The sequence below is a fragment of the Aurantibrevibacter litoralis genome (assembly GCF_034651555.1).
Lineage (GTDB): Bacteria > Bacteroidota > Bacteroidia > Flavobacteriales > Flavobacteriaceae > Aurantibrevibacter > Aurantibrevibacter litoralis.
The window spans coordinates 18892-41407 of sequence record NZ_JAYEEQ010000011.1 but is presented as its reverse complement, the minus strand read 5'-3'; the positions used below and the strand labels follow the sequence as shown (position 1 = coordinate 41407).

General features: G+C 39.7%; 14 protein-coding genes and 1 tRNA gene. 11 read left to right on the top strand and 4 right to left on the bottom strand.

Annotated features, from left to right (window positions below; translation table 11 throughout):
- Positions 1-78: 78 nt before the first annotated feature.
- The 3 genes from U1E44_RS10430 (at position 79) to U1E44_RS10420 (ending at position 7487) form a co-directional block, all read left to right on the top strand.
- A complete protein-coding gene (locus U1E44_RS10430; protein ID WP_322931024.1) occupies positions 79-2514 on the top strand; it encodes an ABC transporter permease in 2436 nt (811 codons plus the stop codon).
- Positions 2515-2533: 19 nt separating this feature from the next.
- A complete protein-coding gene (locus tag U1E44_RS10425) occupies positions 2534-4939 on the top strand; it encodes an ABC transporter permease (protein ID WP_322931023.1) in 2406 nt (801 codons plus the stop codon).
- A 148-nt stretch (positions 4940-5087) separates the two neighbouring features.
- Positions 5088-7487 carry an ABC transporter permease gene (locus tag U1E44_RS10420; RefSeq protein ID WP_322931022.1) on the top strand — a complete coding sequence of 800 codons (2400 nt, stop codon included), beginning with the start codon at positions 5088-5090 and terminating at the stop codon, positions 7485-7487.
- A 56-nt stretch (positions 7488-7543) separates the two neighbouring features.
- Here the strand turns inward: U1E44_RS10420 and U1E44_RS10415 are convergent, their stop codons facing one another.
- Entirely contained in the window at positions 7544-7921 is a 378-nt protein-coding gene (locus U1E44_RS10415) for a hypothetical protein (protein ID WP_322931021.1), read from the bottom strand.
- Between the two features lie 38 nt (positions 7922-7959).
- On the opposite strand from U1E44_RS10415, the gene U1E44_RS10410 reads away from it, so the two are divergent.
- From U1E44_RS10410 to U1E44_RS10390, 5 genes are all read left to right on the top strand, one after another.
- Positions 7960-10341: an ABC transporter permease gene (locus U1E44_RS10410; RefSeq protein ID WP_322931020.1), complete on the top strand. Its 2382-nt coding sequence runs from the start codon at positions 7960-7962 to the stop codon at positions 10339-10341.
- 21 nt (positions 10342-10362) lie between these two features.
- The gene (locus U1E44_RS10405) at positions 10363-12780 is read left to right on the top strand and encodes an ABC transporter permease (RefSeq protein ID WP_322931019.1); all 2418 of its coding nucleotides are present in this window, start codon (positions 10363-10365) and stop codon (positions 12778-12780) included.
- Positions 12781-13336: 556 nt separating this feature from the next.
- On the top strand, positions 13337-15721 hold the full coding sequence (locus U1E44_RS10400; protein ID WP_322931018.1) for an ABC transporter permease: 2385 nt from the start codon (positions 13337-13339) through the stop codon (positions 15719-15721).
- Positions 15722-16160: 439 nt separating this feature from the next.
- Positions 16161-16544, top strand: coding sequence for an endonuclease domain-containing protein (locus tag U1E44_RS10395; protein ID WP_322931017.1), 384 nt, complete (start codon positions 16161-16163; stop codon positions 16542-16544).
- A gap of 314 nt (positions 16545-16858) precedes the next feature.
- A complete protein-coding gene (locus U1E44_RS10390) occupies positions 16859-17521 on the top strand; it encodes an ABC transporter ATP-binding protein (protein WP_322931016.1) in 663 nt (220 codons plus the stop codon).
- Between the two features lie 41 nt (positions 17522-17562).
- Here U1E44_RS10390 and U1E44_RS10385 read toward each other — a convergent pair.
- Positions 17563-17645: transfer RNA gene (locus U1E44_RS10385), tRNA-Leu, on the bottom strand.
- Between the two features lie 204 nt (positions 17646-17849).
- Between U1E44_RS10385 and U1E44_RS10380 the strand changes: the two genes are divergently transcribed.
- The 3 genes from U1E44_RS10380 to pth all read left to right on the top strand — a co-directional run bounded on the left by U1E44_RS10380 (position 17850) and on the right by pth (position 20327).
- On the top strand, positions 17850-18791 hold the full coding sequence (locus U1E44_RS10380) for a ribose-phosphate pyrophosphokinase (protein WP_322931015.1): 942 nt from the start codon (positions 17850-17852) through the stop codon (positions 18789-18791).
- 50 nt (positions 18792-18841) lie between these two features.
- On the top strand, positions 18842-19471 hold the full coding sequence (locus tag U1E44_RS10375) for a 50S ribosomal protein L25/general stress protein Ctc (protein WP_322931014.1): 630 nt from the start codon (positions 18842-18844) through the stop codon (positions 19469-19471).
- Positions 19472-19697: 226 nt separating this feature from the next.
- Entirely contained in the window at positions 19698-20327 is a 630-nt protein-coding gene (gene pth / locus U1E44_RS10370) for an aminoacyl-tRNA hydrolase (RefSeq protein WP_323673880.1), read from the top strand.
- Position 20328: 1 nt separating this feature from the next.
- Here pth and U1E44_RS10365 read toward each other — a convergent pair whose 3' ends face one another.
- Together U1E44_RS10365 and U1E44_RS10360 are read right to left on the bottom strand one after the other, a co-directional pair.
- Entirely contained in the window at positions 20329-21012 is a 684-nt protein-coding gene (locus U1E44_RS10365; protein ID WP_322931012.1) for a hypothetical protein, read from the bottom strand.
- 163 nt (positions 21013-21175) lie between these two features.
- The gene (locus tag U1E44_RS10360) at positions 21176-22093 is read right to left on the bottom strand and encodes a methylenetetrahydrofolate reductase (protein ID WP_322931011.1); all 918 of its coding nucleotides are present in this window, start codon (positions 22091-22093) and stop codon (positions 21176-21178) included.
- Positions 22094-22516 lie beyond the last annotated feature (423 nt).

Below are 22516 nucleotides of genomic sequence, written 5' to 3'. Positions count from 1 at the left end.
GTAAACAAAAAAACATAAATAGACGAACCGTTCCCCTTCCTTGGGAGGGGGTTAGGGGGAGGTCAAAAACCAATCATTATGCTTAAAAACAATTTAAAAATCGCCTGGCGAAGTATAAAAAAGCAACCCTTTTTTACGTTTCTCAACACCTTTGGCCTATCTGTTGGTATGGCCGGTGCGCTACTCATTTCATTATATATCTATGACGAATTACAGTTCGATACGATGTTCCCGGATGCAGATCGTATTTATAGGATAAATTCCGATATAAAATTTGGTGGCGATGCAAGGAAATTTGCGGTAAGTCCGGCGCCCATGGCCGAGGCGCTGAAAAGCGATTTTTCAGAAGTTGAACTGGTAACTCGTTTTAGAACACAGGGCAGTGCATTGGTAAGAAAAGTAGACGCCAAAGCCAATGTGAAGGAAGAGCAGACTACCTATGTAGACCCCACATTTTTTGAGATGTTTGGAATTTCCTTGCTCGCCGGAGATTCAAAAACGGCATTACAAAATCCCAACACGCTGGTAATAACCAAAACTGCGGCAGAGAAGCATTTTGGAATTTCGAACGCCGTTGGCCAAAGTCTATTATTAAATAATGAAGAAACCTACACCGTCACGGGTGTAATAGATGATTTGCCAAAAAATTCATTTTTAAGGGAGTATACCCTTTTTAAGTCCATGGAAGGGTTTGCCGATGCTAAAGTGGTGAATTGGGGCAGTAATAACTATAACACTTTTTTTAAGCTTATCCCCACTGCTGAGGTAGCAGATATGCAAAAACCTTTGGAGGGCTTTTTAGGGAAATATGTAATCCCCGGGGTACAACAATTTTTGCCCGGTATTACGGAACAAGAATTTAAAGCAGCCGGCAACCATCTCATATATAGCACTATGCTCTTAAGCGATATCCATCTAAACTCCAATTTGGTAGCGGAAATGAGTGCCAACAATGACAGGCAAAGTATTTATATCCTTTCTTTTATAGCCATTTTCCTCATTGTTTTGGCTAGTGTTAATTTTATGAATTTGTCTACGGCACATTCCTTAAAAAGAGCCAAAGAAGTTGGGGTGCGCAAAACCTTGGGTTCTAATAAGAATGATTTGATACGGCAGTTTTTGGTAGAATCGGGATTAATTTCCCTATTATCTATGATACTGGCATTACTTATTGCTGTTTTGGTGCTACCCTTGTTTAATACCATAGCGGCAAAAGAAATAGCTATCCCTTTTGTCAATCCGCTCTTTTGGTTGATAATCCTGAGTTCGGTCGTCTTACTGGGATTGTTTTCCGGAAGTTACCCCGCTTTTTTCATGTCTCGCTTTATGCCAGTAAAGGTTTTAAAAGGTGGGGGGCCAAGCAGCGCCGGTGGCGGAAACATTAGAAATTCACTCGTTGTTTTTCAGTTTGCCATTTCCGTGTTTTTAATTGTAAGCACCTTGGTAGTTTATCAACAGTTAAGCTACATTCAAGGAAAAGATCTCGGTTTTTCCAAAGACCAAATCCTAATTGTAAAAGATGTGTACACAGCTGGTAAAAAGGTAGGTTCTCTAAAAGAACAGGTAACACAATTAGGATTTGTAAAAAATGCCACATTAAGTAGTTTTTTTCCGACTCCATCCAACAGAAGCGATTCTACTTTTAGACCCAAGGGAGGGCTCACCAGTCAGGAAAACGCCTTAAGTATCCAAACTTGGGGGGTAGATTATGACTACGCCTCCACTATGGATTTCAAATTTGTAGCCGGCCGTGATTTTGATAAAAATTTCGGAAGTGACTCCACCGCCATAATTGTGAACGAAACAGCGGTAAAATTAATGAAGACCACCCCTAAAGAAGCAATAGGACTTCAGTATTCTAATGATTTTGATTCAGACAGTCCGGACTTTTACACGATTATTGGGGTAGTTAAGGATTTTCATTTCGATTCTTTTAAAGAAGAAATCGATGCCCTAAGCATGCGTTTGTCCGCTAATGCAAATGCTATGGCTGTAAAGTTAGAAGCTGGAAATTTTGAAAATTCCATTTCGCGCATCGAAGAAATTTGGAATACCATTGTTCCGGGGGAGCCATTTAATTATTATTTCATGGAAGATTCCTTTAATGACACCTACCAAAGCGAACAGCGATTGGGGAATATATTTATCATTTTTACCCTACTTTCCTTACTTATTGCCTGCCTAGGATTATTTGGATTAGCTGCCTTTAATGCAGAAAAGCGGGTGAAAGAAATAGGGGTCCGAAAGGTATTAGGAGCCAGCGTCAGTCAGATTTCAATGAAACTTACACTGGATTTCTTAAAACTGGTGGGTATTGCCATTTTAATTTCATTACCTGTTGGCTGGTACGTCATGAACAAATGGCTGGAGGATTTCTCTTATCGCATAGACATTCCATGGTGGATATTTGTGCTGGCTGCTTTTTTGGCCATACTCATCTCGGTGATTACGGTGAGTTACCAAAGTATAAAGGCGGCCATTGTAAATCCGGTAAAAAGTTTGCGGTCAGAATAAACAATTAAAATGAGAAAATATGATTAGGAACTATCTGAAATTGGCAATAAGAAATTTAGTCAGAAGAAAAGGGTATACCCTTATCAATATTGGGGGGTTGGCCTTAGGTATTTCGGTTTGTTTAATCATATTTATTGTGATTCAATTCGAATTAAGTTTTGATGATTATCATAGTAAAAAAGACCGTATCTATCGTGTATTGACAGAGTATCATCATCCGAACACCGAAGTATTTTATGCGTCCTCCTCGGCATATGCGCTGCCAGAAGGCATTAAAAATTCGCTTCCCCAAGTAGAAAAGGTCGCAGCCATTTATAAGGAAAACAACACTCAAATAGCTGTTTTAGACAAGAATGGAAATCTGGCTAAAAGGTTTAAGGAAAAGGAAGGTGTCTTTATTTCGGAACCCAATTTATTTGACATTTTTGACTTTACATGGCTTGCGGGTACGCCTGCAACTTTAAAAGACCTAAATACTGTTGTACTATCCAAAGAAATAGCGGAGAAGTATTTTGGCACTTGGGAAGAGGCGATGGGCGCAACCGTTAAATGGAACAATAACGAGATTCTAAAGGTTACTGGTATTTTGGCGGAGGTTCCAAAGAACACCGATCTTCAAATTAAGCTGTTGATTTCTTACGGTACAGGCTACACCTCACAGTTTTTAAATTCCGATAACTGGGATGGGACCGATGGCAATTTTGGGTGCTTCGTTTTATTGCCAAGCAATGTATCGACTTCTTCCGTAAATGATCAACTGAAAGCACTTTCAGTTCAAAATAAAGTGACCGATAATGAAGATACGCATATTTTACAATCATTGGACCAAATTCACTTTGATACCGAATCTGGAAATTTTAGTGGCAAAAGCATAAGCCCTAAAATGATCAATGTATTATGGATTGTGGCTGGATTTATTTTACTTATTGCATGCGTCAATTTCATTAATTTATCAACGGCACAAACAGTAGATCGTTCCAAAGAAATAGGCATACGCAAAGTATTGGGGGGCAATAAGCTACAATTAAAAGTGCAGTTCCTTTCTGAAACCTTTATGATAGTAATCTTAGCTGTGATATTGGCCTTGCTAGTATCATTTGTTTCATTAAAATGGTTGGCGACATTGATAGACCTACCCCTATCTTTTGGTATGGTGAATTGGATGGAAATAGCATTGTTTTTGGTCGTGATCGCGATCACAGTTACATTTTTGGCAGGGTTTTATCCATCCATTGTGCTTTCTAGGTTTAACCCAATCAATGCTTTAAAAAGTAAAGTGACTACGGTAAGCTCAGGAGGAATTTCAATGCGGCGCGGTCTTGTGATCTTTCAATTTATAATAGCCCAAACCTTAATTATAGGTACCATTGTAGTAGTACAACAAATGGATTACTTCATGAGCCAACCATTGGGTTTTAGTAAGGATGCGGTGGTTAATGTGTCCATTCCTACCGATAGTATTTCAATAGAAAAAATTGATTATTTGCGAAATGCATTGACCGCTATTTCTGGAGTGGAAAGTACAAGTTTTAGTTCTAGCACCCCTATGGAAATAGGAAATTCTTGGGGGAAATTTACATTTGATAATGCTACTGAAGAAAATGATTTCTATTCCATTCGTAAGCGAATAGACCCGGAGTTTTTAAATACGTATAAACTGGAATTGGTCGCAGGGCGTAATTTGATAGAATCGGACAGTATTTTAGAGTTTATAATTAACGAAACATTAGCCAAAAAATTGGGTATAAGTAACCCATCGGATGCATTGAATAAAAAAGTAGATCTTGGTGATGCAAATGGTTTAGTAGTTGGTATTGTGAAGGATTTTCACAGTGTTTCTTTAAAAGACGGCATACCAGGTGTTTTTATGTTCGCTCAAAAAACGAGATATGGTATAGCTGGAATCAAAATCAATTCACATAGGGCAATGGCATCCATAAAAGCTATTGAAACATTATGGAACAACACTTTTCCGGATTATGTTTTTGAATATGAATTTTTGGATGACAAGATTGCCGCTTATTATGAAGGTGAAAAACGTTTGTCCAAAATGTATAAACTATCTGCCGCCATTGCCATATTCTTGAGTTGTTTAGGATTGTACGGTTTGGCTTCTTTTATGGTCATGAAACGATTAAAGGAAGCGGGTATTCGCAAAGTAATGGGTGCAACAAGAAACAACATTGTTTTTCTATTCTCTAAAGAATTTATACTACTGATATCCATAGCCTTTTTAATTGCAGCCCCTATAGCCGGATATTTTATGGGGCACTGGCTTGAAAATTATGAATTTCACATCAATATAACTTGGGTAGTATTTCTTATTGGGGGTTTAACAACGATGATTATTGCCTTGACCACGGTTGGGTATCAAGCAATTAAAGCGGCATTAGCCAACCCTGTCAAAAGTTTACGCACGGAATAACCCCAGCCCAGCCCTTCCCCAAGGGGAGAGAGAAGAGGAAGGAATTAAATTGAAACAAAAAACAGAAATAGGCAGACCGTTCCCCCTCCTTGGGAGGGGGTTAGGGGGAGGTCAAAAACAAAATCATCAATCAAAAAAATCAATCATTATGTTTAAAAACTATTTTAAAATCGCCTGGCGGAACTTAAAGAACAACAAAGGCTATTCGGTCATTAACATTGGAGGTCTTGCTCTGGGCATGGCCGTTACCCTTTTAATCGGACTTTGGATGGTGGACGAATTATCGTACAACAATTACTTTAGCAAAAAGGAGAGAATCGCCCAAGTGTTTCAATCCCAAACTTTTAATGGAAATACCGGTACAGGTCCTGCCATCCCTCGTCCTTTAGAAAAGGCTATGAGAGACGGGTATGCAGATAATTTCAAACACCTTGTCATGTCTTCCTGGAACAACTCCAGATATCTTAAATACAAGGACAAAAGCCTTTCGAAAACAGGGAATTTCATGCAACAAGCCGGTCCTGAACTATTGGACTTGAAAATTTTAAAAGGGGAAAAAGACGGTTTGAGGGAGTTAAATTCCGTGATGCTTTCTGAGTCCGTGGCAAATGCGCTTTTCGGAGCAGAAGAACCCATAGGAAAGACCCTTAAAGTGAATAATCAGTACGATGTTATGGTCAGTGCAGTATATGAGGACATCCCATTTAATAACTCCTTCCACGATGCGGAGTTTTTAATGCCATGGGACAAACTCATTGCCACTCAGGAATGGATGAAAAATGCCGAAGACCAATGGGGCAATAACTCCTTCCAGATGTTTGTGGAGATTGCGGACAATACCACAATGGAAAAGATTACGGATGTCATTCGCAATGTAAAAAAGGATTTAAATCAGGATACCGCCGAATTCAACCCGCAAATATTTCTCTTTCCCATGAAAGAGTGGTATCTGCGCGGTAATTTTGAAAACGGCAAACAGGTTGGGGGACGTATAAAGTATGTGTGGCTTTTTGGGATTATTGGGGCATTTGTATTGCTTTTGGCTTGTATTAACTTTATGAACCTAAGTACGGCACGGTCCGAAAAAAGAGCCAAGGAAGTCGGCATACGAAAATCGATTGGTTCACAAAGAAACCAATTAATCAACCAGTTTTTGAGTGAATCTTTTTTGGTTGTCGTATTCGCCTTCATTCTTGCAGTAGGGATAGTACTCATTTCTTTAAGCGGCTTTAATGAGCTCTCTAAAAAAGAAATTTCTTTTCCCTGGGCCAGTAGCATTTTTTGGCTTAGTTCGCTGGCCTTTATTGTATTCACCGCCCTAGTGGCTGGAAGCTACCCCGCATTGTACCTCTCGTCTTTTAAACCTGTGGATGTTCTTAAAGGCACCTTTAAGGCAGGCCGATATGCCGGGCTACCTAGAAAAATTTTAGTGGTAGTACAGTTTACGGTTTCAGTGGCTTTCATTATCGGTACTGTGATTGTGATGCAGCAAATTAACCATGCCAAGAACCGTCCTGTGGGATATGAAAAAGAGGGCCTTATTCAAATCCCCACCTTTAGTCAAGATTTTGAAGGAAAGTATGACTTGATGCGTACTGAGTTTATTAACTCTAATGCAGTTCTAGAAATGTCTTCTTCCAGTGCCCCGACCACCGAAATCTGGTCCAATCGTGGTGGTTTTGAATGGGAAGGAAAACCGGAAGGATTTCAGGAAGATTTGGCGTGGACAGAAGTATCTACGGAATATGCAAAGTCTTTAGGAATGAAAATTGTTGAAGGCCGGGATTTTTCACGGGAGTTCGCAACGGACTCCAATGCGGTGCTGATTAATCAAACTGCAGTAAAATACATGGGACTTCAAAATCCGATAGGGAAATTAATCAAAGACGATGATGAGGAAGATCCGAATCCACCGTTGACGATTATTGGGGTGGTAGAGGATATGATTACTCAATCGCCCTATGAACCGGTAAAACAAGGTGTATATGTCTTTGATAAATTCAATAATTCCAGTTACTACAATCTGCGCCTAAATCCCAATCAAAGTGCAAGTCAGAACATTGCGGTCATAGAAAGGGTATTTAAAGAACACTTTCCGGATCTTCCTTTTGATTATGATTTTGTAGATGCTGAATATGGAGAAAAGTTTGCCTCTGAGGAACGCATTGGCACCCTATCCGGAATTTTCACGGCCCTGGCCATTTTAATCAGCTGTTTGGGGTTGTTCGGACTCACCTCTTTTGTGGCCGAACAACGCACCAAGGAAATAGGGGTACGGAAAGTATTGGGAGCAACCGTATTTAATGTATGGAACATGCTTTCCAAGGACTTTTTAAAACTGGTGGTTATCTCCTGCTTTATCGCCGTGCCCATTGCCTATTATATCATGAACGGCTGGTTGCAGGATTATCCGTATCATATTCTATTGGAGTGGTGGATTTTTGCCTTGGCGGTAATCGGCGCCATGCTGGTCACGGTTATTACAGTAAGTTTCCAGGCGATAAAAGCGGCTAATGCCAATCCGGTGAAAAGCTTAAGGACGGAATAATACAGCTCCTCCCTTTCCCAAAGGGAGGTGGCTTCGCCGCAGCGAAGACGTAGGGATTAGAGAACATGTTTGCAAGAAGAATCTCCCCTTTCTCCGCCACAGGCGGATTCATTCCCCTCTTTTTTAAAGAGGGGAGTATGTTCGAAGAAATAAAAAGGAATATGGTGAAGGCATAGAAATTGGCAAAAAACAGCTCCTCCCTTTACCAAAGGGAGGTGGCCCGCCAAGGGCGGGTCGGAGGGATTAGAGAACATGTTTGCAAGAAAAATCTCCCCTTTCTCCGCCACAGGCAGATTCATTCCCCTCTTTTTTAAAGAGGGGAGTTTAAGGGGAAGACTAAAAAAGTTGTTAAGTGAAAATAAGATGTTATGAGCAAAAAACGGCTCCGCCATAGCGATTCCGATAGGTATTGGAAAAGGGTGTTGTAAAAACATTCAATAAGTGATGTAGTAATTCTAAAGAACAAAGTATTATGTTAAAACAACATTTAAAGCTCTTTCTAAGAAACGTCCAGAAGAACAAGGTAACGTTTTTGATCAACACGGTGGGACTAGGCATTGGCATAGCCTCCTTTTTAGTATTGGCGCTGTATGTGTACAATGATGTAACGTACAATCATTTCAACACTAATCTGGCCAATATATATCGGATACAGGAGATATATCAAGATGGTGATGGTACTGCCACCAAAGGGCTTGTACTGCCTAAAATGATGGAAGAAATACCAGAAGTCGTCAACGGAACGAGGGTTTTTAATTGGGACGGTCATCGATTGAGCCATGGCAATGTAGCCTTTCCTGAACAGGTATTTTATGCCGACAAAGGTTTTTTCTCGGTATTTACCTTTCCTTTTGTGGAAGGTGATGCAAAGAATATCTTGGATAATAAGTTTAGTGTCGTCATAAGTAAACCCATAGCCGAAAAGTACTTTGGTACCGCCTCGGCCATTGGCAAGGAATTGCAGGTAGGGTTTTCTGAAAACTATTTGGTCGTGAAAGGGGTCGTTGATATTCCTGAAAATTCTTCGGTAAAATTTGATGTGATAGCTTCCTATGAAACCGGCGAAACCCTTTCCCCCTGGATAGTGGAAGTTCATGACTGGTATAATACGTTTTCAGAATCCTATGTGGTTTTGCAGGATGGCATCGACCCAGATGTAATATCGGACAAACTTGAGCGAATCGTAAAAGAAAATTTCCTTCCGGTGGGGGAAAGCACTACAAAACTGAGTTTATTGCCTTTTGCAGATTATCATGCCAAGATTGAGTCCAACCAAACATTAATTATCATACTGGCTTTTATCGCTTTGGGAGTTTTGGGCATTGCCATTGTCAATTTTATCAATTTAACGGTTACCAATTCTTTGTCCCGAACTAAGGAAATTGGAATCAAAAAAGTACACGGGGCAACAAAAAAGCATATTGTACGTCAGATTATGGTGGAATCTTTGGTGGTAGGTCTCATTTCATTGGCCTTTGGATTATTGCTTATGAGCGGTTTATTGCTACCTTCTTTTAATAATTTGTTTGAAACCAATCTTTCCATTGGCTCGTATGACCCCATATTTTTAGGGACATTAGTATTAGGTATTTGGGCCATTGTAGGTCTCTTTTCGGGCTTGGTACCCTCTTTTTTGTGGTCTAGAAGTAAATTGGTCGAAAACCTGCATGGAAAAGTTACGGCCCAACACAAGCCCGGTTTCTCCAAGTACGCTTCCATCGTTGTTCAGTTTGTCATTGCCATAATGTTGATCTCAGGAACCTTAATTGTTCGAAAACAGATTGATTTTATGATCGAAAAAGACCCGAAATTCGACGCAGAAAATACGATAGTCTTGCAGACGGACTATTGGCAATATCCCGATACGGAAGCGGCATCCCAAAAACTAAAAGTCTTGGCGCAGGAATTGGAAGCTAGTCCGTTGGTTTCTTCGGTAAGTTTTACAGGAAGTGTTCCCGGGGATTATGATGAAAATTACAATACATTTTATGTAGAAGGCAAATCTTCTCAGACTACGATTTACCTAAGAAAATCCTATGTGGGAGAGAACTACTTCAAGACTATGGGTATCCCCGTTAAAAATGGCCAAGGATTTGAGAAAGACGGGCTTCTATTGGAGAATACCATTGTTCTCAATAAAACCGCCATGGATAAATTAGGTTTTGATACGGCACAGGAACAGATTTTAAGGGAAGGAAGTGAAAATGGACAGGCCTATAGGGTTATTGGGACTATAGATGATTTCACTTATCAAGGAGTGCAGAACAACATGCAGCCTTTGGCCCATTTTTATGCGCAGCAGGAGAATTACACCGATTGGGATTATTTGGCCATAAGGGCTCAGAAAGGGGCTTCCCTTCAAGCAATCGAGTTATTGAAGGCAAAATGGCAATCCTTGTTGCCCGATGCCACTTTGACCCACTTTTATGCAGATGAAAAACTGAATGCCTATTATAAGGAATACGAACGGGTGAATACGTTGATCACTTGGTTTTCCCTATTGGCAGTACTTCTATCATGTATAGGTCTCCTGGCCCTAGCTTCATTTGCCATGGCGAAAAGAACCAAGGAAATAGGAATACGGAAAGTAAACGGGGCAAAGGTCTCTCAAATTTTAAATCTACTGAATAAGGACTTTCTAAAATGGGTGCTTACCGCCTTTATCATTGCAGTGCCATTTACCTATTATGGCGCCCAAAAGTGGTTGGAAGGTTTTGCCTACAGAACGGAAATTAGTTGGTGGGTCTTTGCCTTGGCAGGAGTTATAACGTTAGTAATAGCTTTATTAACGGTAAGTTGGCAGAGTTTAAAAGCAGCCAAGGCAAACCCCGTAAAAAGTTTACGGACGGAATAACGTTGAATTAAAAATAACCTTATGTACGTACTATTCTTAAAAATCGCAACAAGGTATTTGCTCAAGAACAAACTGTACTCTTTTATCAATATTTTTGGACTTGCTGTGGGTGTGGCCTCTTTTGTACTAATTATGTTGTATGTGAATTATGAACGTAGTTATGATAAATTCGAAGGTTCGGAGAATGTGTATCGGGTTTATATGGATTATCTGGAAGGTGGTGAATATGTTCCAGGAGATGCCAATGCCTATATAGTAAGTGGGCCAACATTGAAAGAGGAGTTTCCTGAGATTTTAGATTTTACTAGATTTCGACGTAGGCAGGGCATGGTTCTTTTATACAATAACATGGTTTTTGATCAAAATACTGGTGCATTGACCGACCCATCATTCTTTGATATTTTTGACCGTAAATTAGAAAAAGGCGATGTGGGTACAGCTTTGAACGAGCCTTATTCCATAGTTTTGAGTACTTCTTTGTCCAAAAAGATTTTTGGTGACGAGGACCCGATGGGCAAAACTCTTAAAATTGCAGGCACTGATGACTCCACTTTCAAGGTTACCGGAATCATGGCCAAGAATAACCCAAACACGCATTTAAAAAATGATTTTCTTATTTCTTTCCAAACTTTTTATTCATGGAAGCTATTCCAAAATGATTGGGAGTTTACTTGGAACCAAAATGAATACTATACCTACATCAAGTTAGATGAAAATGCTGAGATTGATTTGCTCAATCAAAAGGTAATGGCTTTTAGTCCTGAAGGTCTAAAAAATGAAAGGCACCATTTAGAACCCTTGGAAGATATTCATTTGAATTCTAATAAACCATATGAAGCCGAGACTAATGGCAGTGCCAATGCAATCAAACTTTTAGCTATTATTGCCTTTATTACCCTATTATTAAGTTGGATGAATTACATGAGTCTTTCTAGCAGTAAATCTTTGGAACGGGCTAAGGAAATTGGAATCCGTAAGGTGGTAGGGGCAAAAAGACCACAACTTATCTTACAATTTTTGATAGAGTCCGCCTTGTTGAATTTTATGGCTATTATATTGGCGATAATTGCTGTTTATATCTTACTCCCGAGTTTCAGTAGATTCGTAGAACAGGACTTAGGATTCGATAGCAACCAGTTACATGGCATTATTCCCTATTGTGGAATGCTCTTATTGGGTGCTTCAATAGCTGCTTTTTATCCGGCATTTGTATTAAGCAGATATAGCCCAACAAAAGTATTGAAAGGAAAGTTACAGACTTCAAAAAACGGGCTTAATTTTAGAAAAGTACTAATCATAGGGCAGTTTATCGCAACCATTGCCCTGCTGACCGGAACTTTTGTTGCAAATAAACAAATACGCTTTCTAAAAGATAGGCCTATTGGGGTTAATCTCAACCAGCTAGTAGCACTGAACGGCCAAATACTGACTAATGAAGCAGACTCTCTATTTGAAAATAAGTATGAAACACTTATGGAGGAACTAAGAAAAAGTCCATATGTAGCTGAAGTGGCAGGAGCAGGGACTTATCCAGGCGATGACTTTTCAAATATGAACTCAAATATTGGTATAACTTTTCCCAATGGAAGAGAAGATGTCAAACGCATTTGGTATAACTATGGTGTCCACCCGGAATATTTTAATTTGATAGGAATGGAATTTGTTGCCGGGGAAAGCTTTAAACGAACGTCTCAGACATCGAGTCCAAATGTTGTCATTAATGAAAAAATGGCTCATTTTATGGGCATTGTTGATATGAAAGATGTAATTGGGAAAACTATAAAATTCTGGAATGTGGATTGGATCGTTACCGGAGTAGTTACGGATTATAACCATTTCGGATTAAAGTCTCCCGTGGAACCCATTATAATCAGGCAAAGCAGAAATACAAGTAAGATTATAGTGAAATTCAACAAACAGGTTGAGTCTATTGCCATGACTTCGGTAGCTCTGGAAGAATTGAACAAAATTTGGCATCAAGTATTTCCAGAGAGTACTTATAACTACACCTTTCTAGATCAAAAATTTGAAGCTCAATACAATGAAGACCGAAAATTCGCAAAAGCATTTCAAGTATTTACAATTCTTGCCATTCTAATTGCCTCGCTGGGTCTTTTTGGACTTACCTCATATACCGTGGTGCAACGAAAAAAAGAAATTGGCATCCGAAAAGTTAACGGGGCAACTATTGGACAAATTTTATCCATTTTAAATAAAGACTTTGTGAAATGGATTGGACTGGCATTTATTATTGCCGTCCCCATCTCTTGGTATGCCATGAACAAGTGGTTGGAAGGCTTTGCTTATAAAACAAGCATGAGTTGGTGGGTTTTTGCTTTGGCGGGGATTAGTGCCTTGACAATAGCCTTGATCACAGTTAGTTGGCAGAGTTTTAGAGCAGCTACAGCCAACCCGGTGGATGCACTTAGGGACGAATAAAAAAAAGCCCCTCCCTTTTTTAAAGGGAGGTGGCTTCACCACAGCGAAGACGGAGGGATCAGAGAGCATGTTTGCAAGAAGAATCTCCCCTTTCTCCGCCACAGGTGGATTCATTCCCCTCTTTAAAAAAGAGGGGAGTATGTTTGAAGAAATAAAAAGGAATATGGTGAAGGCATAGAAATTGGTAAAAAAAAGCTCCTCCCTTTACCAAAGGGAGGTGGCTTCGCCACAGCGAAGACGGAGGGATTAGAGAACATGTTTGCAGTAGAAATCTCCCCTTTCTCCGCCACGGGCGGATTCATTCCCCTCTTTTGAAAAGAGGGGAGCTTGAGGGATGAACCAAAAAAAGGATAGTGAAAATATAAGCGGTATTGGCAAAAAACAGCTCCTCCCTTTAGTAAAGGCAGGTGGCTCAAACTTGGCGGGGATGAGGGCCTTGTCTTTAGCGTTGCTAACAGTAAGCCGGTAAAGTTTTAGGGCGGCAATGGCCAATCCGGTAGACGCGTTGCGTGAGGAATAGCAATACTCCCTAGAAATACCTAATACAAAAAGAATTATGATGCTTTTAAAATTTGCACTAAGAAACATAAAGAAAAGACCGTTTTTAAACTTGATAAAAGTTACGGGGCTTTATCTCGGTCTCATAGGGGTAGTATTCATTGCCCTATTTCTAAAAAATGAACTCAGTTACGACCATTTTTATGCAAAGTCCGAGCGGATTTTTAGACTGACCACCACAGACCCGACAGCCTTTGAAGATGCTCATTTTGCCCGAATCTTTAATTCGGAAGAAGTCTTGGATTGGACTGCCCAGGTTCCGGAAATTGCGTCATTTGTACGACTTTCTCCTTATAGAGGTGGTTTGCTAATGCATGAAAATCAGTTCTACGAAATACAGCAGGCATTTTGGAGTGACAGCACTTTTTTTAAAATTTTTGATACCGAATTAGTGAAGGGCGACAAAGCTTCTGTCTTTTCGGATCCTGGAGCTGTGGTCATTTCCGAGTCTTTTGCGCAAAAAATATTTGGAGATTCCGATCCAATTGGAGGGATTATCACCATCCCTGAAGGTCACTTTAACAATGAAAAAAATGATTTTATAATCAAAGGTGTTATAAGAGATTTTCCACAGAACAGTCATTTTCATCCGGATGTTTTGCTTGCTCCCGGAAGTGATAAGATTGGGGGTTGGGCCTATACGTATCTTTTATTACGCGACAATGCCAATGCACAAAGTGTAGCCGCAACCTTATCGCAACTCATGACAGCGCGCAAGAATGAAGCTGCGGAAACGAATACCTTTGCCCACCTTCAAAACGTAAAAGATATCCACTTACATTCCAATTTGTTCCGTGAAATAGAACCCAACGGATCTATGACTACGCTTTATGCTTTTTCATTGGCTGCATTGATATTATTGTTTATTGCATTGAGTAATTATGCAAGCTTAAATCTGGGCATGGCCGGTTTCTATACTCGGTTTATGGCCCTAAACAGAATATTGGGGTCGTCAAAACGTATAAATTTCAACTATTTTCTCACCGAAAGCCTCATTGTTGTGCTACTTGCAATTGCTATCGGAGCATTGACCATAGGTATAATCAATAACATGGTTTTAGAACGCTATCACATAAATCTTCTAAAAGGAAACGGTACTTTTGTCCTAGGCCTTTTTTTTGTGTTTGGCTTTTTAAGTATTATTACCGGTGTTCAATCCCTCCTAAGGCAACGCATAAATCGGTTTCCTTTAAGTCAATCCCTAAAGACAAAGGGTACCATTAAATCACATAAAAAAATAGTAATTGCGCAATATGCCTTCGCGATGATGCTGCTGGTTGCCGTAATTGTCATTTCAAAACAGAATACATTTGCCCTAAAATATGCCATGGGTGCAGCGCAGGGTAACATTATTAGCATCGGACCCGTGCATACTGATATACAAAAGGATTTCCCTTTATTCAAATCAGAACTTTTACAACGAAGTACGATAAAATCGGTTTCTGCCATGATGGATGCCCCAGGAGGTGAAACCCATGATATGTTTTTGTTCCAAATGGAGGGGCAACCCAAAGATGAAGACCATCTAAAACCCATTGGTGTTTTTGCTTGTGATTATTCTTTTGCCCATGTTTTTGACCTTACATTTCTAAGTGGCGCAAACTTTTCAGAAAAAAATAAGGACGAGGAAGGTAATGGCGAGTACATTTTAAATGAAACGGCCATACCTTATTTGGGGTACCAAGATTCTGATGACCTAATTGGGAAACGTTTTAAACTCCTCTCTCCAGTTGAAGGAGTAGATTTACCTGACGGTAAAATAGTAGGGGTAGTAAAGGATTTTCACTTGTCTGGAGTGCACCTTAAAGTAGAACCCTTAGTGCTATTCAAAAGAGAAAACAGTTGGCTATCCAATATTGTAGTATCTTATACCCCTCAGATGGAGAAAGAAGCCATTGCCTATATTCAAAAGGTTTGGACAGGTATGTTTCCTAACTATCCGTTTTCCTATGATTATGTTGATGCCATGTACCAAAAAGTATATAAAACGGAAATGATACAAGCCAATTTATTAACCTTGTTCACTATAATTTCTTTGTTTATTTGTTCTATAGGTCTGTTGGGAATCTCATTACTGGTGTCGCAAAGCAAGGTTAAGGAAATAGGTATCCGCAAGGTCAATGGTGCTACAATTCCAGAAATACTGATAATGCTCAATAGAGATTTTATAAAATGGGTGTTCATTGCTTTTGTAGTGGCTACTCCATTTACCTATTATGCCATGTACCAGTGGCTCCAAGGATTTGCCTACAAAATTGATATTAGTTGGTGGATGTTTATTATCGCCGGTGGTGTAACTCTTTTCATTTCCTTGGTTACCGTTAGCTGGCAAAGTTTTAGGGCGGCTATGGCCAACCCCGTAGATGCACTTAGGGACGAATAAAAAAACTCCTCCCTTTCCCAAAGGGAGGTGGCTCCGCTTGCGGAGACGGAGGGATTAGAGAACATGTTTGCAGTAGAAATCTCCCCTTTCTCCGCCACAGGCGGATTCATTCCCCTCTTTGGAAAAGAGGGGAGTATGTTTGAAGAAATAAAAAGGAATATGGTGAAGACATAGAAATTGGCAAAAAAAAGCTCCTCCCTTTCCCAAAGGGAGGTGGCTTCGCCGCGGCGAAGACGGAGGGATTAAGAAGGGGACTGGGAACATGTTTACAGTAAGAATCTCCCCTTTCTCCGCCACAGGCGGATTCATTCCCCTCTTTGGAAAAGAGGGGAGCTTTAGGAAAGAAGCAAAAAGAAGTATAACGAAAACATACGTGTTATAGATAAAGAAAAGCTCGTTCCTTTCTAAAAGAGGGGAGCCTTAAAAATGAAAAAACACAATGAAAAAAATACAGCTCCATAACAAAAAAGAATTCTTAGAATCTCGAAGGGAACTCAGGAAAAACCTGACGCCTGCAGAAGCATTTCTTTGGGAACAATTAAAAGGGAAACAACTGGATGGAAAAAAGTTTGCCAAGCAACATAGTATCGGAAATTATATTGTCGATTTCTATTTGGCTTCCGATCAACTGATTATTGAACTCGATGGGGAAGTCCATCAAAACGCAACCGCTGCGGAGTATGACGAAAAACGAACGGATTATTTACAACGTTTAGGTTTCATAGTTATTCGGTTCGAGAACAAAATGGTATTTGATAATTTAAGTTCTGTTCTTATGGAAATAAGGGAGAATTTTAAGGAGAATAAATGCACAAACGAATAAACAGCTCCTCCCTTTTTTAAAGGGAGGTGTCCCCTTGCGGAGACGGAGGTATCAGAGAGCATGTTTGAAGCAGAAATCTCCCCTTTCTCCGCCACAGGCGGATTCATTCCCCTCTTTATTAAAAGAGGGGAGCTTGAGGGATGAACCAAAAAAAGGACAGTGAAAATATAAACGGTATTGGCAAAAAAAAGCTCCTCCCTTTCCCAAAGGGAGGTGGCTCAGCTTGCGGAGACGGAGGGATTGAATGCGCAGGCGTTTGGTAGGAAACCTTAGTTGGGGAAATAAGGGGAGCTTAAAAAATAAACTATAAAACTATGCTACTACAATTAAACAACATCTTTAAATGGGTCAACTCAGGTGGGCAACGTATCTTTTTGTTAAAGGACATTAATCTTCAAGTGGAAGAAGGCAACTTTATCTCCATTATGGGGCCTTCCGGTTCAGGAAAATCTACGTTACTGAATGTTATCGGGATGCTCGATACTTTTGATGAAGGGGAATACCATTTCCTGCATGAATCGGTTCATGACTTAAAAGAAAAACACCGGTCCAGCCTGTACAAAGAATATATAGGTTTTGTGTTTCAATCCTATCATTTGTTGGATGAATTAACTGTTCAGGAAAATCTGGAAATGCCCCTTTTGTATAAAAAATTCAAGGGAGCCGAACGAAAAGCTATGGTAGCCGATATGCTAGATCGGTTCAATATTGTCGGGAAAAAAGATCTGTTTCCGGCACAACTCAGTGGTGGGCAACAACAGTTGGTAGGGGTTGCACGAGCCTTAATTGCAAATCCAAAATTGATTCTGGCCGATGAACCCACGGGAAATCTGAATTCCAAACAAAGTGAAGAAATTATGGAGTTATTTGGTCAATTAAACCGTGAGGGGGTTACCATTATTCAGGTTACACATTCAGAACAAAACGCCACATACGGATCAAAAGTAATCCATCTTTTAGATGGTAGAATAGTGTGATACATCAAAAAAACCCGTCAAAAAAAGTGACAGGTTTTTAATGGTACCTTGGGTGGGAATCGAACCCACACTCCGAAGAACTGGATTTTGAATCCAGCGCGTCTACCAGTTCCGCCACCAAGGCATTTTTGTATGGCCACCACACTCCATTTCGGCGTCGTAATTTTCAACCCTAAGGTCTTATAGAGGGCTTGCAAAATTAAAAAATATTTTCATTGTTTCGTTTAAAAATAAAAAGATTTATCCTTGAGCAAGCCAAATAAATTTCTAAATTTGCACCTCCTTAGACCAAAGAGGTGTCAAGAAACTAGTTAACAACGCATTACGTATGTCTTATTCCGTTCCCGAACCGAAAATTTTTACGTGTACACAGAGTGCTGCATTGTCCGAAAAAATAGCTAAGTCTTTTGGTGCGGAGTTGGGCAAGGTCGATTTCTCTAGATACAGCGATGGAGAATTTCAACCTTCATTTGAAGAATCGGTGCGGGGTGCCAGGGTTTTTTTAATAGGATCTACCAATCCAAGTTCTGAAAATCTTATGGAATTATTGTTGATGTTGGACGCTGCCAAAAGAGCCTCAGCGAGGCATATTACCGCAGTAATTCCCTATTTTGGTTGGGCAAGACAGGATAGAAAAGACAAACCCCGAGTGCCCATTGCGGCAAAACTGGTAGCGAAAATGCTGGAAGCTGCCGGCGCAACCCGTATTATTACTATGGATTTGCACGCAGATCAAATTCAGGGATTTTTTGAAAAACCTGTAGATCATTTGTTTGCCTCTACCCTATTTCTGCCTTATCTAAAAGGTTTACAACTAGATAATCTAACTATAGCATCACCGGATATGGGTGGTTCTAAGCGCGCCTATGCCTATTCAAAGGCCTTAGAATGCGATGTGGTTATCTGTTACAAACAACGGGAAAAAGCAAACGTAATCTCTGTGATGGAACTTATAGGCGATGTGCAAGGAAAAAATGTGGTTTTAGTTGATGATATGGTGGACACCGCCGGCACACTCACCAAAGCGGCAGATCTTATGATAGAAAGAGGGGCACTAAGTGTTAGAGCCATCACAACGCATGGGCTTCTTTCCGGAGATGCCTATGAGAAAATTGAAAAATCGAAATTAACCGAATTGATTATTACCGATTCTATCCCCAGTAGAAAGGATAGTTCGAAAGTAAAAGTATTGAGTTGTGCCGATTTGTTTGCCGATGTCATGCACCGCGTACACCACAATACCTCTATAAGTTCTAAGTTTTTAATGTAGTCTTTGGAGGTTTCAAATATGTATTAGTTATTAATAGTTAAATAAAAACAATGAAATCAATTACAATTAAAGGATCAGAAAGAGAAAGCGTGGGCAAAAAAGCAGCAAAAGCCTTACGTAATGCTGGAAAGGTTCCTTGCGTACTGTACGGAGGGGATAAACCATTACACTTTTCAGCAGATGAAATTGCATTTAAAGATTTAGTGTACACCCCAAACGCACATACGGCGACAATTGATTTGGAAGGTGGAAAAAAATTAAATGCGGTGTTGCAAGATATTCAGTTTCATCCCGTTACCGACAAAATTATTCATGCCGATTTTTATCAGTTATTTAGCGATAAACCGGTAACGATGGATATTCCTGTAAAATTGGAAGGGAACTCGCCCGGTGTAAGAAACGGTGGCCGATTATTGTTTAGAAAGCGTAAACTAACCATAAAGGCTTTACCAGACAACTTACCCGATTTCTTTAATGTGAATATTTCAAAATTAAAGATTGGCGGGCATATCGCCGTAAGTACCTTGTTAAATGATGCCTTCACCATTTTGCATCCGGATAACACTGTGGTTGTACAGGTGAAAGCAGCACGTAACGCTGTTTTAACAGATGATGAAGATGAAGTAGAAGAAGGTGCTGAAGCGGTTGCCACAGAAACTGCGGCAGAAGCAACCGAGTAAAAAATAATGAATTTTTTAAAAAAGCATCTGCCAAACGGTAGATGCTTTTGTATTTTTAAGAAATATAACAGGTAGTGTCCTTTAGTACAGGTTGAGGTATGGCTTTAAGGTCTAGCTCCAACTTTAGAAATCTGAGCAACGGAATACTATAAAATGCGGCGCTATGTGCTGATTAAATAGACATTACACTAATTATTTTCTTTATTTTCTGAAGTACATGTACGGTATGTTGCCATTCCTAAAATCAATTTTTAATACGAGTGCTATAGATTCAGAAGAAACAAATCCTATGAAAAAATTCTTACTAGTTGGTCTTGGAAATATTGGTTTGGAATATTCCGAAACAAGGCATAATATTGGTTTTAAAGTGGCCGATGCGTTATCGGAGCATTTCAAGTTTATTTTTGAAACCCAGAAATTAGGTGCGGTAGGCTCCTTTAAGATAAAAGGAAAGACTGTGCTGGCTCTTAAGCCCTCAACCTATATGAACCTGAGTGGAAAGGCGCTGAAATATTGGATGGACAAAGAGCGAATTCTGTTAGAAAATGTGCTGGTGATTACCGATGACATCAACCTTCCATTTGGCACGTTACGATTAAAAACAAAGGGGAGTGATGGAGGACATAATGGGTTAAAAGACATACAGCAGCAGTTGCAAACCACCTCCTACAATCGTCTTCGTTTCGGGGTAGGTGCTAATTTCGATGTCGGAAAACAGGTAAATTACGTCCTTAGTGAATGGAATGAGGAAGAGAAAATAGCATTACCTGAACGTTTGCAAAAATGTGTAGCTCTTATTGATTCCTTTGTGCATTCTGGCGTTCAACGCACCATGAACCAATTTAATGGCACTTAATTTACAATACTTTAAATACAAAAACACCGGAATTAGAGGTGTTCCCTACAGCGTCTTTACTAACAATTCGCCAATAGTAGCTGGTTTGTGCCGCTACACTAACTCGGAGTTGGGAGTTGGTCGCCGTGGTGCTTCCCACCAAAGTCTCCGGCGGGTTGCTTTCTGAAAAATACACCTCGTACTCGGTAATATCATTTTCTACATCGGCTCCTTCCCAATTTAGCAAAACTTCGTTGTTAATGTCCTTCGCTACTGTAGCACCTGATGTCGGCGCAAGGGCAGCCGCCGGAAAAGGAGGGTAATTGGTTTGGAAACCCGCATTATAAAAAAGCCACGTTTCACTACTTACCGATGCTGTAGTACTCGCATTTCTGGTAATTACGGAATAGGAATAAGGAGCTCCTTTCATTAGCGGTAACTTCGCCGCCGTGGCTGCCACATTAATAGTTTGCGTTGTATTGGTTTGCAAATTTGTAGCTCTTAATTCATAACTGTCTGCGTGGTTGGCGGCAGACCATCGAAATTCTACCAAACTAGTATTAATCAGATTTGTTTCTTCGCCCGTTGTACATTCCGAATTTTTTAAGGGAAATACCAACAGGGCACTTTCCGGTTCCTTCGGAGGCGAATCTTTGCCACAACCAAAGATTACCAACATCAAAAAAAGGATTAAAAATGGTCTCATAAGTTTCATTTTTTAGTGTTTACACAGTGCTCAGCTATACGCAGGCAGGGATTTCAAGGCACATCACTATCAAACAGCTACGTTGTTTCGTAGCTGTATTAAAGTATAAATTTACTAAATTGCCCCCGCATTACGTGTATTTATGGTTGTGCGTAAGTGCCTTTTATTTGTTCATAAGGCCTTTTAAATCTTTTAGCAATTCAATTGATGCTTCAATTTCATCCTTTCTGATTGCTACACTCTCAATATTAAATCCAATCGGAATATTTTTAGTTTTACTGTAATCAATTATCTCTGTAGCTATTGATTTACACACATTAATGGAATCTGATAAAATGTCTTTCGCATTTTTTAAATCGTTATGCAACCATTTAGGAATATCAATCCCTAACCATTTCATAAACTCTAGGGTTTTTAAAGAACCGCATGGTGTTAGTGTAAAAATTATTGGGACTAAATCCGCATTTCGCTCTGCGGAAAGATAGTAATAATCTGACAGGAAATCTTTTGTATTATTTATGCTATACACACATTGTGATATAAAAAAGCTGCATCCATTGTCAATTTTATTTAAAAGGCGAATATGTTCATCTCCTTTTTTGTAGTGTCGCTCAGGTATTGTAACTCCACCCATTAAAAGTGTTGCATCTAAATCTTGCCGTATCTTATAGGCTTCATTAAGCGAAAGGCGCGAATCTTGAATCTTAGAGGGAGAACCAACAAAAACGGAACAAGCAATTTTATTATTAGCATTATGTATCCAGTCCTTAAATCCAGATGAAGAATACTTTCCAACACTTTTATATATAATTTTAGGGATATTTAAATCCCTTAAATATGTATCACTATAATAATCAGGGGATAACGTTGGCACAAAGGGAAATGGTCTTGGTGCGTTTGTTCTGGATGATTCATCCTGAATATCATATAAAACTAATCCGTCGATTTCAATTCCTTCTAATCGAGAAATCTGTTTGTCGGCAATTGTTCTCATCTTCTGTTTATCCACATTTTCCTTTGGTGGTGTTACTCCATAGAACAACAGTCCTGTTTCTTTATTCTTAATCTTACTGTGCAACATAATTATCTTTCAAAATTTAATAGCACCGTATGCCCCAAGTTTTCACAGTTTTTAAGGCATGACCCATAACAGTTCTCGGCTATACGTAGGCAGGGATTTTTAGGAGTGATTCCCACAAACTACACAGTTTCCTTCTGTTCTTTGTTGTTTTGCCCATTCGTAGCTTTTAAGTACGACTTCTATCGGGTATTTTCTGAAACTGAGAAAGCCTTTCGTGTGATGTTTCAATAGCTCCGAGTTTCCGAAATATTCCATTGATCAAAATTTATTTGTCATTCCCTCAATTACTCCCTCATTGAGCCCTTTAGTCATTATGATTTTAGTTCATGGTGAGCACTTCCGTAAATTGAAAATGAAGATGCCCAAGATGTTTCGGTTAGGTATCCTTTTCATTTTTTTAGGCGCAACCCCAAAAGCCATATT